8 protein-coding genes are annotated in these 15,549 nt (G+C 41.2%); 3 read left to right on the top strand and 5 right to left on the bottom strand.

Annotated features, from left to right (window positions below):
* Positions 1 to 487 precede the first annotated feature (487 nt).
* Positions 488 to 2,527, bottom strand: a complete 2,040-nt coding sequence (gene nblS, locus H6G68_RS25635) for a two-component system sensor histidine kinase NblS (RefSeq protein ID WP_190909170.1) — start codon at positions 2,525 to 2,527, stop codon at positions 488 to 490.
* Between the two features lie 158 nt (positions 2,528 to 2,685).
* Complete coding sequence (gene purD / locus H6G68_RS25640) at positions 2,686 to 3,972, bottom strand: phosphoribosylamine--glycine ligase (RefSeq protein WP_190909171.1); 1,287 nt, start codon at positions 3,970 to 3,972, stop codon at positions 2,686 to 2,688.
* A 464-nt stretch (positions 3,973 to 4,436) separates the two neighbouring features.
* Here purD and H6G68_RS25645 point away from each other — a divergent pair, with 464 nt between their 5' ends.
* Positions 4,437 to 5,387 (top strand): NAD-dependent epimerase/dehydratase family protein, encoded by a 951-nt coding sequence (locus H6G68_RS25645; protein ID WP_190909172.1) that lies wholly within the window; start codon positions 4,437 to 4,439, stop codon positions 5,385 to 5,387.
* Positions 5,388 to 5,599: 212 nt separating this feature from the next.
* Here H6G68_RS25645 and H6G68_RS25650 read toward each other — a convergent pair whose 3' ends face one another.
* A complete protein-coding gene (locus H6G68_RS25650; RefSeq protein WP_190909173.1) occupies positions 5,600 to 9,442 on the bottom strand; it encodes a DUF2157 domain-containing protein in 3,843 nt (1,280 codons plus the stop codon).
* 392 nt (positions 9,443 to 9,834) lie between these two features.
* A complete protein-coding gene (locus H6G68_RS25655; protein WP_190909174.1) occupies positions 9,835 to 11,274 on the bottom strand; it encodes an FAD-binding domain-containing protein in 1,440 nt (479 codons plus the stop codon).
* Positions 11,275 to 11,527: 253 nt separating this feature from the next.
* Between H6G68_RS25655 and H6G68_RS25660 the strand changes: the two genes are divergently transcribed.
* Positions 11,528 to 13,831 carry a cation:proton antiporter domain-containing protein gene (locus H6G68_RS25660; protein ID WP_190909175.1) on the top strand — a complete coding sequence of 768 codons (2,304 nt, stop codon included), beginning with the start codon at positions 11,528 to 11,530 and terminating at the stop codon, positions 13,829 to 13,831.
* A 129-nt stretch (positions 13,832 to 13,960) separates the two neighbouring features.
* Here the strand turns inward: H6G68_RS25660 and H6G68_RS25665 are convergent, their stop codons facing one another.
* On the bottom strand, positions 13,961 to 14,245 hold the full coding sequence (locus H6G68_RS25665) for an Hfq-related RNA-binding protein (protein WP_190909176.1): 285 nt from the start codon (positions 14,243 to 14,245) through the stop codon (positions 13,961 to 13,963).
* Between the two features lie 77 nt (positions 14,246 to 14,322).
* Between H6G68_RS25665 and dapF the strand changes: the two genes are divergently transcribed.
* On the top strand, positions 14,323 to 15,162 hold the full coding sequence (gene dapF, locus H6G68_RS25670) for a diaminopimelate epimerase (protein ID WP_190909177.1): 840 nt from the start codon (positions 14,323 to 14,325) through the stop codon (positions 15,160 to 15,162).
* The last annotated feature ends 387 nt before the right edge of the window (positions 15,163 to 15,549 follow it).

Raw genomic sequence — 15,549 nt, forward strand, 5'->3', positions numbered from 1 at the left:
TCAAAGTATTATTTTTTCTCGGTTCAGTTGTTTGGGCGCTTGCCCTCACTCAATCAATATAGCAATCTCTCTTCTTTCTTGTCAAGGGGTTCAATAAACTTTTTTTTTGGACTTCTATGGATAATATCCAGGAACTGAAGGGTTAGAGAGGGGAAACTTCTTTCCAGCACAGAGGTCTGGGTGAAACGAATAAAAAGCTGATGAGGCAATTTAGAGTATTTCCATTTAAAAAATTTCTAAGTTTAGAAGGTGATGCCCAGTTAAAAACATAATGCGACAGCTAGGCAGCTAGGTAGGTTGGGTAGAACTTAGAGGAACACAACAAAAGCAATTTGGTGTTGGGTTGCGTTCCTTAACCCGACCTTGGTCAGAAAAGACTGCTTTGTAGCAAGGATCATCACAACAAGCTCCATGACAGAACTCGAACAGTCACTAGGGAGAGAAACTATGAATTTAGACATAGTTAATACAGCCCACATAGTGCAAATCAGTTTTTTGTCACTTCAGATGTTTTGATAGTGGATAAAACCAGTGAGGGCGATACTTCTTCATCAAATACCGCCAAGTCAAACCAAAAAGTAGTACCAACACCAACTTCACTAACCAAATTAACTTTACTGTGATGCCTGTCAATAATATTTCTGACAATAGATAGACCCAAACCGGTACCTTCGAGGGTGTGAACCCGGTTTTCTACCCGGAAGAAGCGGTCAAAGATTGCCTGTTGGTCTTCCGGCGCAATGCCAATTCCTGTATCACTGATTTCTAGCCGTACCTTACTAGACTGATTGTGTGAACCTTCGCGCTGTGTCGCGTTCGCAAATTGTTCACTTGGCTTAGAGTTCAGGGAAGGAAAAGAAGAGTTGGGTTGAGGATTTAGCTGGTAGGCACGGATTGCGACTTTTCCACCAGAAGGGGTGAATTTGAGGGCATTACCAATTAAGTTACCAAATACTTGTAACAACAAATCATAATTACCTAGGACTAAGGGTAAGTTAGGGGCAACTTCCTGAGCCAGTTCAATGCCTTTATCTCTAGCATTGAGTTGGTAGGTACGCAATGTCTGCTCCAGTGCTTGCGCCAAATCGACCCCATCAAAATTGTAGGTACGCCCAGATTCGAGTTTTGATAAGTCCAAAACATCATTGACTAGGCGGGTAAGTCTATCAGTTTCATGATTAACGGTTTCCAGAAATTCTTGGCGTTCTTCTAAACCCAAGTCTTCGCCATAATCATGTAGGGTTTCAATATAGGTTTTGATGTTAAAGAGTGGTGTTCGCAGTTCGTGGGAGACATTACTGATAAATTGGCTTTTGGCTTCATTCAGTTCTACCTCACGGGTGATATCTTGCACAGTGATGGCAATACCTTTAATACTTTCCCGTTGCAGGTTAAGCACTGTAGTCAAGAGAATACGGATTGTCCGCTTGGTAGGTTCGTTGAGTGGGATACGAAACTCAGCACTTTCACATTCTCCGGCAGCCATTTCGTACAAGGTGCGGCTGATTTCCATTTGTACGCTTATGGGTAAGTTATGCAATACGTTGCTACCCACGACATCGCTGCCTTCCCAACCAAAAATTCGCCGTGCTGTAGGGTTGACTAGAATGACCTGCATATTATTGTCAATCAGCACAGCACCATCGGCAATGGTAGAAACCAAGGTTTCTAATTTGGCTTTTTCTGCTGTCAGTTCTTCAATATTCTGTTCTTCGTAGCGCTCTAGGCGCTCTGCCATTTCATTAAAGCTTAAAATTAGCTCTCCTAGTTCACCACCTAGGGGTAAGTCAATTCGCTGTTTAAAATTACCAGTGGCAATCTGTTTTACGCCTACGAGTAGTTCTTTAATGGGTTTAGTAATGGTTAAGGCGTTGATTACTCCTGCCAAAATTACCATGACCCAAATGGTGATAAACACCGCAATGGTAACATCACGAGTGAAATTAGTGGATATGACTGCTGTTTGGTTGGGGTTGATGCCAACTGCTAAAACACCTAAATATTGTTTATTAACTATGAGGGGAATGAATACATCAGTGACGACACCATCTGGGGATATGTGTTGACGCACCATTGGTTGGTCATTATCACCTGGGTAATCTTCTGGTAGTTGTATTCGCCGCTTAATGGTGAGGGAGTTTTCTACCTCTGGTTCCCAAAAAGGAATGCCAAAAAAGATTTTCCCTGTTTCATCAGCGTATAGCATATAACGCACACTGGAGGTGCTGCTGTAGAAACGTTGGGAAAATTGGGCAACTTCTGTGAGATTGTGATCTGCAATTAGGGGCGCAACATTTGATGCAAGTAGAAGTCCGAGGTCACGACCGAAGCGGGTGTCATTCAGACGTGCATCTTGCTGAATTGTATTCACTGCCCAGAAAGTTAGACCACTCATCACGAGGGAAACCACTAAAGTAGCTACAGCTAGTAGTTTGGTCTGAAGGGTGAAATCAGACCACCAATGAGCGAGTGTCTTTGATACGCCTTGGGCGAAAGCATCTCGGATTGTTGTTAAAGGAGCCAGCATCTTAAATACAGTTGTTAGTAGTTCTTGGTTTTCTACCCCAACAACTTAAAAATTAACAGTAAATTTGCCAAAAATGGTAGGGAGAAGTTGGGGAGATGAGTAGACAGGGAGGTGGGGATGTGGGGAAAACTACTAACTGCTAACTCAGCATTCCGCACTTAGGACTTAGGACTCAGCACTCTATGACCAATATCCCTACGGTAATACACCCCTGAAAAATGAATGTGTTTGATGCCAGCATATGCTTGAGCGATCGCTTGCTGAAAATTTTCGCCCAGCCCGGTGACATTTAAAACTCTACCACCGTCTGTCAATATTTGTTGCTGCTCGTTCAACTTTGTGCCAGCATGAAACACCTTTGCACCTGATGCTTCTGCCTCCTTAATACCCGCTATTACCAGGCCTTTTTCATATTCTCCTGGATAACCTCCTGAGGCAGCTACTACAGTGGCAGCAGCCCCATTTTTCCAAGCAATAGGCGGCATTTCTGCTAAACGCTGCTGAATGCAAGCCAAAATTAAATCTTCTAGGGGTGTTTCTAGTAATGGCAAAATAACTTGGGTTTCTGGATCACCGAAACGACAGTTAAACTCTAAAACTTTAAAGTCACCATCTGCTGAAACCATTAATCCAGCGTATAGCACCCCTCGGTAGTCGATACCTTTGGTTCTTAAAATTGCGATCGCTCTTTCTAAAACTTCTGTTTGCACCCTTGCCATCAACTCTGGTGTCGCAATCGGTGCCGGAGCATAAGCGCCCATGCCCCCAGTATTATCTCCCGTATCACCATCACCAATCCGCTTATGATCTTGAGCAGGAAGTAAAGGACGAATCATTAAACCATCAGTCAAAGCTAAAACGGATACCTCTTGCCCCAGCAAACATTCTTCAATCACTACAAAATTACCCGCACTGCCAAACTGCCCCTGAAAAATAGCATCAATGGCATCTTCTGCTTCTTCAAGGGTTTGGGCAACTGTCACACCTTTACCAGCAGCTAAACCGTCAGCTTTAACAACAATTGGCGCTCCCTGTGATTTTACGTAGGATTTTGCTGCTGTTGCTTCCGTAAATACCGCTGCTTTGGCTGTGGGAATTCCTGCTTCTTGCATTAACGCCTTAGCCCAAGCCTTACTAGCTTCAATTTGCGCTCCCGCTTTACTTGGTCCAAATACCATCAATCCTTTGCTTTGGAGATAGTCGGTAATTCCCATTGCTAAAGGTACTTCTGGACCAACTACAACTACAGAAATATCGTTTTCTACAGCAAGTTGGCTGATACCCTCAAAGTCATCTACCGCGAGAGGAACGTTTTGGCAGCATTCCATACTTGCTGTACCCCCATTTCCCGGTACACAGACAATTTGCTCAATTTTCTTTGATTGTAGAAGTTTCCACGCTAGAGCGTGTTCACGTCCCCCATTACCTACAACTAAAACCTTCACTTATTTCCTCGTATGTCCCTTGTAAAATAACAATGCCTTCAGGCTACTCGTTGATCATATAGACTTCGTGCAGAAGCCCAATTTTTTCACTAATTATCCTACTAATCAAGGGCTTATGGTGACTCTTAAGTGAAAAAAACTCTTCTAAACCAGATTTTGGTGGGATTTTTTGCTATTATGCGACTGAGTTAATTAATAGACATCTGTAAAAATGAACCTCAAAGCTTTATAAATCAAGGGTCAAAATCTAACTAATTTACGCCTAAGTCTAAGTAGATCGAGAATTTTTGTTCAACAGCAAAATTAATTACAATAAATTAAAAAATTGCAAAATTTGTAAAATCTCCTAGTTTTTTACATAAAAGAAAATAAATACTTAAAAACATATCACAGCTTAGTCTAATTTCTGAGTAGTTACTATTGCGCTCCTAAAAAAATTTCCCAAATCTCAAAAAATAAGCAACATGGCTAAAACTATCGTTACTGGAGTAGCTGGCTTTATAGGTTCTCACCTTGTCAATACATTATTGCAAAGAGGAGAAGAAGTAATCGGCATTGATGAATTTAATGATTACTATGATCCCATGTTGAAGCGGAAAAATATTGCTACCTTTCAACAGTCACCCAACTTTAAATTAATTGAAGGCGATATTCAATTCTTAGATTTACCAAAACTTTTCCAAAATGTAGAAGTAGTTTATCATCAGGCAGCGCAAGCAGGGGTGAGGAACTCATGGGGTAAAGGCTTTCGCGCCTATACTGAACGCAATATTAATGCTACACAAGTTTTGCTAGAAGCTGCAAAAGATGCTCAACACCTGAAAAGATTAGTATTTGCTTCTTCATCTAGTGTATATGGTGATGCAGAAACTTTACCGACTAATGAAGAAATTAAGCCTTTGCCAGTTTCACCTTACGGTATTACTAAATTAGCAGCTGAAAGATTGTGTGGACTATATCACAAAAACTTTGCTGTACCTTTTGTATCCTTGCGCTATTTTACAGTTTATGGACCTCGACAGCGGCCAGATATGGCATTTCATAAGTTTTTTAAAGCTGTTTTACAAGATGAAGCAATTCCCGTTTATGGTGATGGACAGCAAACGCGGGATTTTACATTTGTAACTGATGCCATTGCTGCGAATTTAGCAGCAGCTACTATACCAGAAGCAGTAGGGGAAATTTTTAATATTGGTGGTGGTAGCAGAGTAGTTTTAGCAGAAGTATTAGATACTATGGAAGATATAATTGGTCAGCCCATCAAACGTAACCACATTGAAAAGGCTATGGGAGACGCGCGTCACACTGCTGCGGATGTATCTAAAGCACAAAAAATTCTTGGATATCAGCCACAAGTAACTTTACGGGAAGGTTTAAGGCGGGAATGGGAGTGGGTTAAAGCGTTGTATGATTAATGATTATTGGTAATTAGAAAAGACGCTGTTGTTGTCAGCAGCGCCTAGAAAACTGTTAAGGATTAGTAAAACAGCAATTTAACTAGTTCCGTGGGTTTAAGTCCCCCGGTTCTATAATCGGCAAGTTTTGTGTTGGGGTTAAATCCTCATTACAAAACTTAATTACGAATTACGTATCCCTAGCGGGACCGTAGGCACTATTACGAATTATTTTAATCCCATTCTTGAAAAGTATTGCTACTACTGCGAAGTAAAGAATCTATTTGGGTACGACGGGTTTCAAAGTTGGCAGCAATGTAAATTAAAATAATCCCAACTAGCAAACCCACGATCCATTTTAAGAAGGAATAGCGCCTGCTGAAAATTACTAATTGATAAATGCTGGTGATGAAAAAAGTCGCTGTACCAACATAGAGAAAAGCCCGCACTCGTAAAGCTAATCCGGCGAAAATGGCAATAAGGCTGAAAAATCCGGGTATCAGGGGCAGATTGTAATGAAATAAAATCGCCCAACCACAAATTAAGCCACTACCAAATATTCGCAAGCTGTGACGAGTTGTCTTAGACTCTGGTAATTTAAGGTTTTCGTCTACCTGGGCAATGTATAACAGTGATAAACCTATTGGTGTCACATACCATAAGCTATCTGTGAGGCGTAAGTCATAAAACCAGTTAAACAACGCCCAATCAATCAACACTACACTAATATAGGTAAAACGCAATTTGTTAGCTACTTTGGCAAGGAAGATGTAAAACCCGGCAGTAATGACTAAGGTAATGGGGTAAATTTGCTGACTAGTTAACAATAAAATGATTATTGGCAAAATATATGCGACTCGTTGCCAAGGTGTTTTTGACCATCCTAAATGTTCCCAAGGTAAGATATAAAAGAAGTAGGCGACTACGCAAGCTAACGCACCATTCCAAGGCAATAAATTTTGAGCAAAGAAACGTCCTATTGGCAAGTTTTGCAAATAAATGCCAATAATACCTGCTTCTAATAAACCCAGGTAAACCCAGATTTCATCTATTTCTATACCCCAAGCCCTTTGTACAGGAATGTTCAGAGGATTTTTTCTTCCTTGCCAAATTGCATAACGCATTAAAAATAATCCTGTTCCCACTCCCACATAAAGGTTAACTTGAATGGGAAGTGTAACAGCAGCTAAAAATAAACAACTACTCCAAAGCCAGTGTAAATGGGCAATTCCTTTAAGTTCACCAGGAGTCAGACGGAAGTATGTGACAAGCCAAGGGGAGAGGATACGGTAAACATACATGATGGTTGTACCCAAGGCAGACATAGCAATTAATCCATCTCCTAAAACACCTCCTGAAGCTTGGGACATTTGATAAAAAAGGAGTTCATAGGCAGAAATGGATACGCCAATAATTCCTAAGTAAAGCAGAGGTTTAAATTCTGAAATACGTCGCCCGACACCAATGAGAATCAAGGCTATACCTAAAGTATATAAACCTGTCCAGTCGGTAAAGGTGTTGAAGCGCAAAATGACACTAAATGCACCGTATAGCAGGGGTAAAATATGGAAGCTATGAGACAAGGTTTGTAATTGGTATCTTCGCCGCCACCATTCGCCAAAAAGCTGTGTTGTTAAACCTAATACGATGTTAGCAATACCGATGCGAATAATTGAATATTCTCCAAATCCTAGCAATTCGGCAGTTAATAATTCTAAACACCAACCAATACCATAAAATGCCCAGTCTGTTGGTTGTCGCCAACTTCTATAGAGAATTGCGCCTAAAGTGATTGCTGTGGCGATGAAGTAGAAAAATCCAGATGTGACGATTCCTTGATAAACCAAGGCTGTATGTAGCGTCATGCCTAATAATTCTAATCCACAAAGTGCGATCGCCCATTTTTCACTGGCAGCTGCATAAATAAGGGCTAAGTCTGTACCTCTTCTTAAAAATACAGTCCGCCCTAACCATAAACTTAAGGTAGCTATAGCACCCACCATCAACCAAGCAGATATTGCTAAATTTGGTAAATCCCACAATAACGCCGCAATAAAACCTAGCCCAAAACCAATTGTTAGCCCCGCAGTCTCTTCTTTTCTTAAATAGCGGGTATTCACAAACATTACAGCTACACCCAAACCCAACCCAATTAATCTGGTTTCTGGTACGGGTAAAGTTAGGAATTGGACAACTATAACAGCTAAAACACTCAAAAAAGTATTAAGAATGCGACGCTGTTCAGTAGTGCGAATAGATAAAATTGTCAGTGATAAAGGTGTAATTAACCAAATTACTCCCCAATGATTGAAGCCGTAAACCACGCCATAGGTAGATGATCGTACATTGATAAATAACAATACAAAACTGAAGGCAGCAAGCCCTAAACCAATATACCAAGCACTACTTTTCCAGATTCCTACACCTAGACTAAATACCCATTCTGCAACCATCACAGTTAAAAGAATTGCTGACCAAATTTCTTTATTTAAAGTTGGTAAAAACCAATTAATGGCGGCAACAAGTGTCAAAACCCCAATAATGTGAGTCAGGTATACCAAGGGAGGAGGGGAAGAACGGCGTTTAGTGACGTAGGCAAGGGTGATGGTGGAAAATAGGAGATTAAAGAATCGTAATGTGGGATTTACTGCTGCAATCACTGTTAAACAAACCCCGAATAACAGGGTTAGCTGTTCACCAAAAGTTGCTAATTCTGGCTTCTGAGCGCGATGGAGGTGATTTGTCAGCCATAACATTAAAATGAGGTAGGGAAATAAAACGAGGCTTAACAAAGCCCAAGGTTGATTTTGGGAATTTGTGATATTGGTGGCTGTAGCGATCGCTAATTGCTGCCAACTATTAGGTATTAACCGCCAACCCAGCCAAGTTGTCTGTAAACCAATAAAGAAAATTGCCGCGAAATCAACATTAAAACTACAAGTTTGTAAACGACGGCTAAAAAACCATAAACTTAAACCACTAACAATTATTGCTTGTTCTGGTTGAGTCAATACCGACACCAACCAACCCAAAAACAGCAAACTTACTCCCAGCTTTTCCCAGAATAGAAATTGCCATTCTGCCTCTTTCTGGGCTAACCAAGTCACCAACCAACCGCAAATCCCAATAGCTAAACCCAACTGGGTGACATTTACTCCAGCTATAAAAATAGCCCGTGTTAATAGAGTTAATAAGGAATAAATAATTACAGAAACATATATACTACTAAAATTCCTGTTAAGATGCTGCTCATTTTCATTTTGTTGGGAGTGTAGGTGATACTGATAAACAGTAATAATAGTTGTACCTATCATTGCCAAATAAACGGCAATTAGGGGAAATCCAGATAATTTCCAACCCCAATGCAGATAACTCAAACCCAGAATATTGACTAAAGGTAATTTACCAACTGGGAAATTAGTGATGGTACGGGTTTGAGAGAGTATAAACGTGATGAATGTCAGGGCAAAAGATGCGATCGCTATTACAATCCAGTTAATAGGATTTTGCCACAACCTAAAGCTATCCATAGCCCAAAAATTTACTGGCACTAGCAACAGCGTTACAATCAGCAAAGTTTGAGCCGTCAATCTCAGATTATCTTGCCTAGCTGCCCAAAATGTAAATCCGCAAAAACTCAACGTATAAGCTAATAAAACCCCATACTGTCCAGCAGCCGGGAACCTCTCCCACTGACTCGCAGCCAGCACAGCAGAGGAAAGCACTACCAAAAATAAACCTAAAAATAGCAGCCAGCGCACACTTAATTCTGCCACTAAAGACTGCAAAATTGTAGCAACAAAGCTCGGTTTTGCTGGTGGTTGAGGTTCTGGAGGTAAGGTTGCAACTAATGGTTTTCTAGCAGGTTTAGGAGTTGGAAATACTACCTGTTTTTCAAGTTCAGTCTCTGTTTGCAATATCACAGAACAAACAAGAGACTCTCTACATATTTGCCGTACTTGAGAATCAGATATTAAACCCAAATACAGCAAAGTATCCAGCCCTGCCAATAATTCGGGATGGTAAGATGGCAGGCTTAATTGAATTCTCAGCGGACGGTCAGGTGGTGATGACATAAGCCGCAAAAATATAAGTATATACTTGTATTATGGTTTTGATGCAAGTATACTTTGGCTGATATTGTGCCAGTTATGCAGCTGAACAAATGTTAATTGTTAGCAACTCTGATAATCAGGCTGCACCAAATCAAAATCATTCCATGCCACCACAGATAATATCCTGTTCGGTTCAAGACTGATAATTAGGACTGATACGGGGACGCGGAAATTTTTTTTGATAAGTAATTAAGGGAACCTGATATAAAACTTTGCCTAGTAGAGTAAGGTACAGATTTATCTGCATCCATCTGCTGTTAATTCGTGCTTGTTGTACCTCACAAATGTATGAATTGCTATAACCAAAAATCAATGATTTGTATTCATTCATTGGAGTTAATCTGCGGTTAAAATTAAACCACCCCAACCTTTTGCTGCTGGTAAATCTCTTTAAACAAAGCTTGCTGTTTTTTATGATCTACAATTGGTGCAGGATAACCGACAGCACGACGTTCCAAAGGCAGAATATTACCACTGACTAAATATTGGCTATCCACAGATCGCAATTCTGACACCCATTGGCGAATATATTCGCCTTCTGCATCAAACTTTTGTGATTGACTAGCGGGGTTAAAAATACGTAATGGCTTGGGGTCCATGCCACTAGAAGCGCTCCATTGCCAACCACCATTATTAGCAGATAAATCACCATCAATGAGTTTCTGCATAAAATATTTTTCTCCCCATTGAGGATTAATAATTAAATCTTTAGTTAAAAAACTAGCAACAATCATTCTACATCTATTATGCATCCAGCAACTTTCATTTAACTGCCGCATGGCTGCATCTACTATCGGATAACCTGTTTTCCCCTCACACCAAGCTTGAAAATGTGCTTCATTATTTCGCCAAGGAAAGTTTTTGAAACTGTCTCTATATGCACCTTCAGATAATGTGGGAAAGTGATACATAGCGTGTTGATAAAATTCCCGCCAAGCTAATTCTTGTTGCCATGTGCGGATACTTGCTGTAACTTCTTCGCTACGGCTATTGTCTAATGCTTCTATTGTCGCTTGCCAAACTTTGCGAATACTAATTACACCAAATTTCAATGCTGCACTTAATTGAGATGTTCCATCGACAGCGGGAAAGTTACGCTGTTCCTGGTATACATTAATAGCAGATTTTGTAAATATTTCTAAGCGTTTTTGTGCTGCTGATTCTCCTGGAGAAATAATCAATTCTCCATCCCAACTAAATCCTAAATCTTGAGCAGATGGTAATTTAATTGCGCCTGCTTGTTGAGCAATTTCTTGTTCTTGTTCTGTTAAACCTGCAAAAGTTGGCAGAGTTTCTCTAGGAGTTGCTTTGGGTTTAGTAATCCAATTTTTCCAAAAAGGAGTATAAACAGTGTAGGGCGTTTTAGAACCACTAAAAATTTCTGCTGGTGAATGAAGTAATTGATCCCAATTTTGGTGAAGAAATTCAATCCCTTTTGCTTTTAAAGAATCAATTACGGCCATATCCCTTGTTTGTGAATATGGTTCTACATCCCAATTCCAAAACACAGCTTTAGCTTTTAAAGCCTCCGCTAAAACTGGAATTCCTATCACTGGATTGTTGTGCAGAATTAACAATTGGCTACCAGCTTGACTATATTGCTTTTGCAGTGCTTGCAAGCAGCCAATCATATAAGTTACTCTAGCAGGAGCTATATCATCTCGCTGCAAAATATCAGGATCAAGGCAAAATACACCTACCAATTTTGCACTTCGCTCTCGTGCAGCAGCTAGTCCTGTATTATCAGAAATACGTAAATCCCGGCGATGCCAAAACAGAATGAGGTCAGACATTAGACATTAGTATAGTTTATTTGTACTATTTTACATCTAAAAGGACACTTGCGCTCTTACTTTTTTACTTAGCACTGTTTCGGTAAACTCCATAAATAAATTTAGGGGCATTAAACAAGAGATAACCAGCAACTTGGAGAAAATAGATGGAGTTATCTAGAATTTTTGTTTTGAGGGGACTATTCCCATCCCCTCAAAGAGATAAAACTTTGTATGCTGGGTTTATTAGGTCTTAATAGTTCTTTAAAAACTGGTGCAAGAGGATTTTAGATTAATTGTTGACTTAGTGTCAGTGTTTGCTGTCGCCGCCTGCGGTGGACTGTTGGCTGCACTCTTAAAACAACCAGTTTTACTGGGGTATATCATCGGCGGGATGGTTGTCGGACCATCTGGACTGGGTCTAATTAAAGAAGTGGTGCAGGTGGAAACCCTGGCGCAGTTCGGGGTAGCATTTTTGTTGTTTGCCTTGGGTGTAGAATTTTCCTTGGCAGAACTCAAGAAGGTCAAAGCGATCGCTATTGGTGGCGGTACTTTACAAATTGCCCTCACCATTTTGATCACGGTTTTGGTATGTGGGGTAACAGGCGCTTGGGGAAGTTTACCAGCTAAAGGCGTATTTTTGGGGTCAATTCTCTCTTTGTCTTCTACAGCAGTTGTCCTTAAATGCTTGATGGAACGCAACGAAACAGAAACACCCCACGGGCAGGTAATGCTGGGCATTTTGGTAGTGCAAGACTTGGCTTTGGGACTGATGTTGGCTGTATTACCAGCCCTCCATGAACCAGCTGACGTTCTTGGGATAGCAGTGTTAACAGCCCTAGTCAGGATTGGCTTATTTGCTGCTGGGGCAATTGTGGCAGGAATTTGGTTAATCCCGCCTTTGCTAAGACTGTTAGCCCGTACTGAAAGCCGCGAGCTATTTTTGTTAGGGGTGGTAACTCTGTGTTTATGTATTGCCCTATTAACAGAATATTTGGGGCTATCAATCGAGATGGGAGCGTTTGTTGCTGGGTTGATGATTTCTGAGGTTGAGTACGCCGACGAAACACTGACCATTGTTGAACCGCTGCGGGATATCTTCGCCAGTTTGTTTTTCGCTGCTATTGGGATGTTAATTGACCCAGTGTTTTTGTGGAACAACCTGGAACTGATTCTCGGACTTGTCGCCCTAGTGTTCGTAGGCAAGTTTTTAATTATCACACCTCTAGTTAAATTATTTGGCTATCCATTAAAAACCGCTTTAATTGCTGGGTTAGGACTGGCACAAATTGGAGAATTTTCCTTTGTTCTTGCCAGTGAAGGGCAGGCTTTGGGTTTGGTTTCCCGACGCATATATTTACTGATTTTGGGAACTACCGCAGTCACACTGATGTTGACTCCTTTTGTCCTGCGTTTAGTACCATTTTTATTTGATTTTGCTGAATCAATGCCTTGGCTAAAACCTTATTTGGTGGAAGATCAAGCCCGTGATTTTTCCGAAGATGTGCCACTGAAAGACCATATAGTAGTATGCGGCTACGGGCGAATTGGTAAGAATTTGGTGAAGTTATTGCAGCGACACCAGTTACCTGTGGTAGTTATTGACCAGTCAGAAAGTCGCGTTCAGCAGTTACGAGATGCTGGCATACCTTATGTTTACGGTAATGGTGTAAGTTTTCATGTGCTGGAAACTGCGGGTGTGAATCATGCTAAGGGAATGGCGATTGCTCTCCCTGATCCTGCAAGCATCCGTCTGTGCTTAAAACGGGCTTTGGAATTATCCCCAGAACTAGATTTAGTTGTTCGCGCTACCCAAGATAAAAATATTGAGGTGCTTTACCAACTAGGAGCGAGGGAAGTGGTGCAACCAGAGTTTGAAGCCAGTTTAGAAATGGCAACCTATTTACTAACCGGGGTTGGTTTATCACCAGAGGTAGTGCAGCAACAAATGCAGGAAATCCGCAAGGATCATTATTTAGAATTGCGTCCAGAGCGTTCGGCTGCGGAAGTTTCCGAATATTTACAGCAAGTAACCCGTGATCTGAATCGTCGCTGGTATGATCTACCATCTGGTTCTCCCTTGATTGGTATGAGCTTAGAGGAAGCTGATATGCGCTACCTCACGGGTGTCAGTTTAATGGCTATACGACGATCTCACGGGGAGGAAATAGATTATCCTAACAGTCAAACTCAATTAGAAGAGGGCGATCGCTTACTGGTTGTAGGTGAGTCTGAGGAATTAGCTGCATTAGCAGAATTTGCTCAAGGACAGGTAGCTGTTCCCAATGAAAATAACGCTTGTCAATGGGTGACAGTACAAGCAGATTGCCCCATTTTGGATAAAAATCTGGTAGATTTGTCCACTGATGAAAAATATGGGGTAAAAGTGCAGGCAATTCGGCGAGATGGCAAGTTTATCCGCTTTCCTCATGGGAGCATAGACTTAAAAACAGGTGATCAAGTCCTGCTATGCGGTAGTTTGTCAAGCCTGAATAAACTTCAACAATTTTTTATTGGCGCTTGTGGATTATCCCTAGCCCTCCCAACTGTTAAAGTTGGTGAGGTAGAGACTACCTAAAAGAGGTTATAGGCTGTTTTTAAGTTGGTATGATATCATGTCCGGCTAATTGCTTATCAAAAAACTCTCCGCGCGGTTCCCTAATGATAAGTATTCAACCGGACAAGATATTATCTCTAGTGGGGATAGTCAAGAATTTAAATTGGCAACTTCAACTTTTGCATCTCTTGGGACTAATCCTCTTTCCAACACTGTCTCACTTTGCGGTTTCATATAAGCGATCGCTTGCTTCCAAATAGTGATTTGCTCACTGTTTCCATCTAAAATACACACACAATTGGCATCTTGCCAAAAAACCTTACCTGTGATTAAGTCTCCAGTTACGAGTTTTAATTCGACGGTTGGTTTTTGTTTAATCCAATTTTGCACTTGTCGAATGCTAGGAAGAGTTGTGTCAAATTCAGTTGTTGCCATTTTTGGTAATTATGTATGCACAAGGCACAATGTTTAATTGAGCAGTAACTTATCTTTGATAATTCATCTAGGGAAAAATGGCAATCGAATTTAGTAAATATCACGGTTTAGGTAATGATTTCATTCTTATTGATAACCGTTCTTCCTCTACACCCCTAATCACACCAGAAGCAGCGGTGAAATGGTGCGATCGTCATTTTGGTATCGGGGCTAATGGCGTAATTTTTGCCCTACCTGGTGACAACGGTGCTGACTACACCATGCGGATTTTTAATTCCGATGGTTCGGAACCGGAAATGTGTGGTAACGGCATTCGCTGTTTAGGGGCGTTTTTAGCTGAATTAGAAGGCTTATCTCGCACTAAAGACCATTATCGCATTCATACCCTAGCCGGTGTGATTACACCCCAACTCATGGACGATGGTCAAGTCAAAGTGGATATGGGACTACCCCGGTTACTTGCTGAAGAAATTCCTACCACTCTCACACCTGCTGACAGTAAAGTGATTAATCAACCCTTAGAGGTGGCTGGAAAAACTTGGGATGTTACCTGCGTCAGTATGGGAAATCCTCACTGCATTACCTTTGTTGAAGATGTTGCTGCTATTCAACTGGAAAGCATCGGACCTAAGTTTGAACACCATCCAGTTTTTCCCCAAAGAACCAACACAGAATTTATTCAAGTAGTCAATCGTAATTACTTGAAAATGCGAGTTTGGGAACGTGGTGCTGGTATCACCTTAGCTTGTGGTACTGGTGCTTGTGCTTCCTTAGTAGCTGGAGTATTGAATGATTTATGCGATCGCACTGCAACTATAGAATTACCAGGAGGACTATTAGAAATTGAATGGTCAGAAATTGATCAGCGAATTTACATGACTGGACCCGCAGAACGAGTATTCACGGGTAAGTTTTAGCCTTATTGAATAGATTGATTTGACTAGCGGCTAGTCGTTGTTACCTATATTAGCCTATGTATGGGACGACCTGCCGTTAGATTATTCTGAGATATAGCAGGAGTCAGGAGTCAGCACTTCTCTTCTCCTGTCGGAGACACTACGTGAACGAGACGCTTCGCGAACGACTACGCTCAGTGACCGGAGTCAGGAGTAGAACCCTCTTGTAGTGGGAGTTTCATTATCAATTGATGTCCTAACCACCCTGTCCACGGCTATAGAATAAAAGTTAGAATCTTAAAAAAACAAAAACCCCCCGGAATGAAGCGGGAGGGGGATTTGTGGTAGTGATAGACCTGGCATCGAGCTATTTTGGCGTGGGGCAACCCCCAGACTATCGTGGCCGCA

Origin of the sequence: Anabaena catenula FACHB-362, assembly GCF_014698735.1 — a bacterium.
Classification (GTDB): Bacteria; Cyanobacteriota; Cyanobacteriia; order Cyanobacteriales; family Nostocaceae; genus Anabaena; species Anabaena variabilis_A.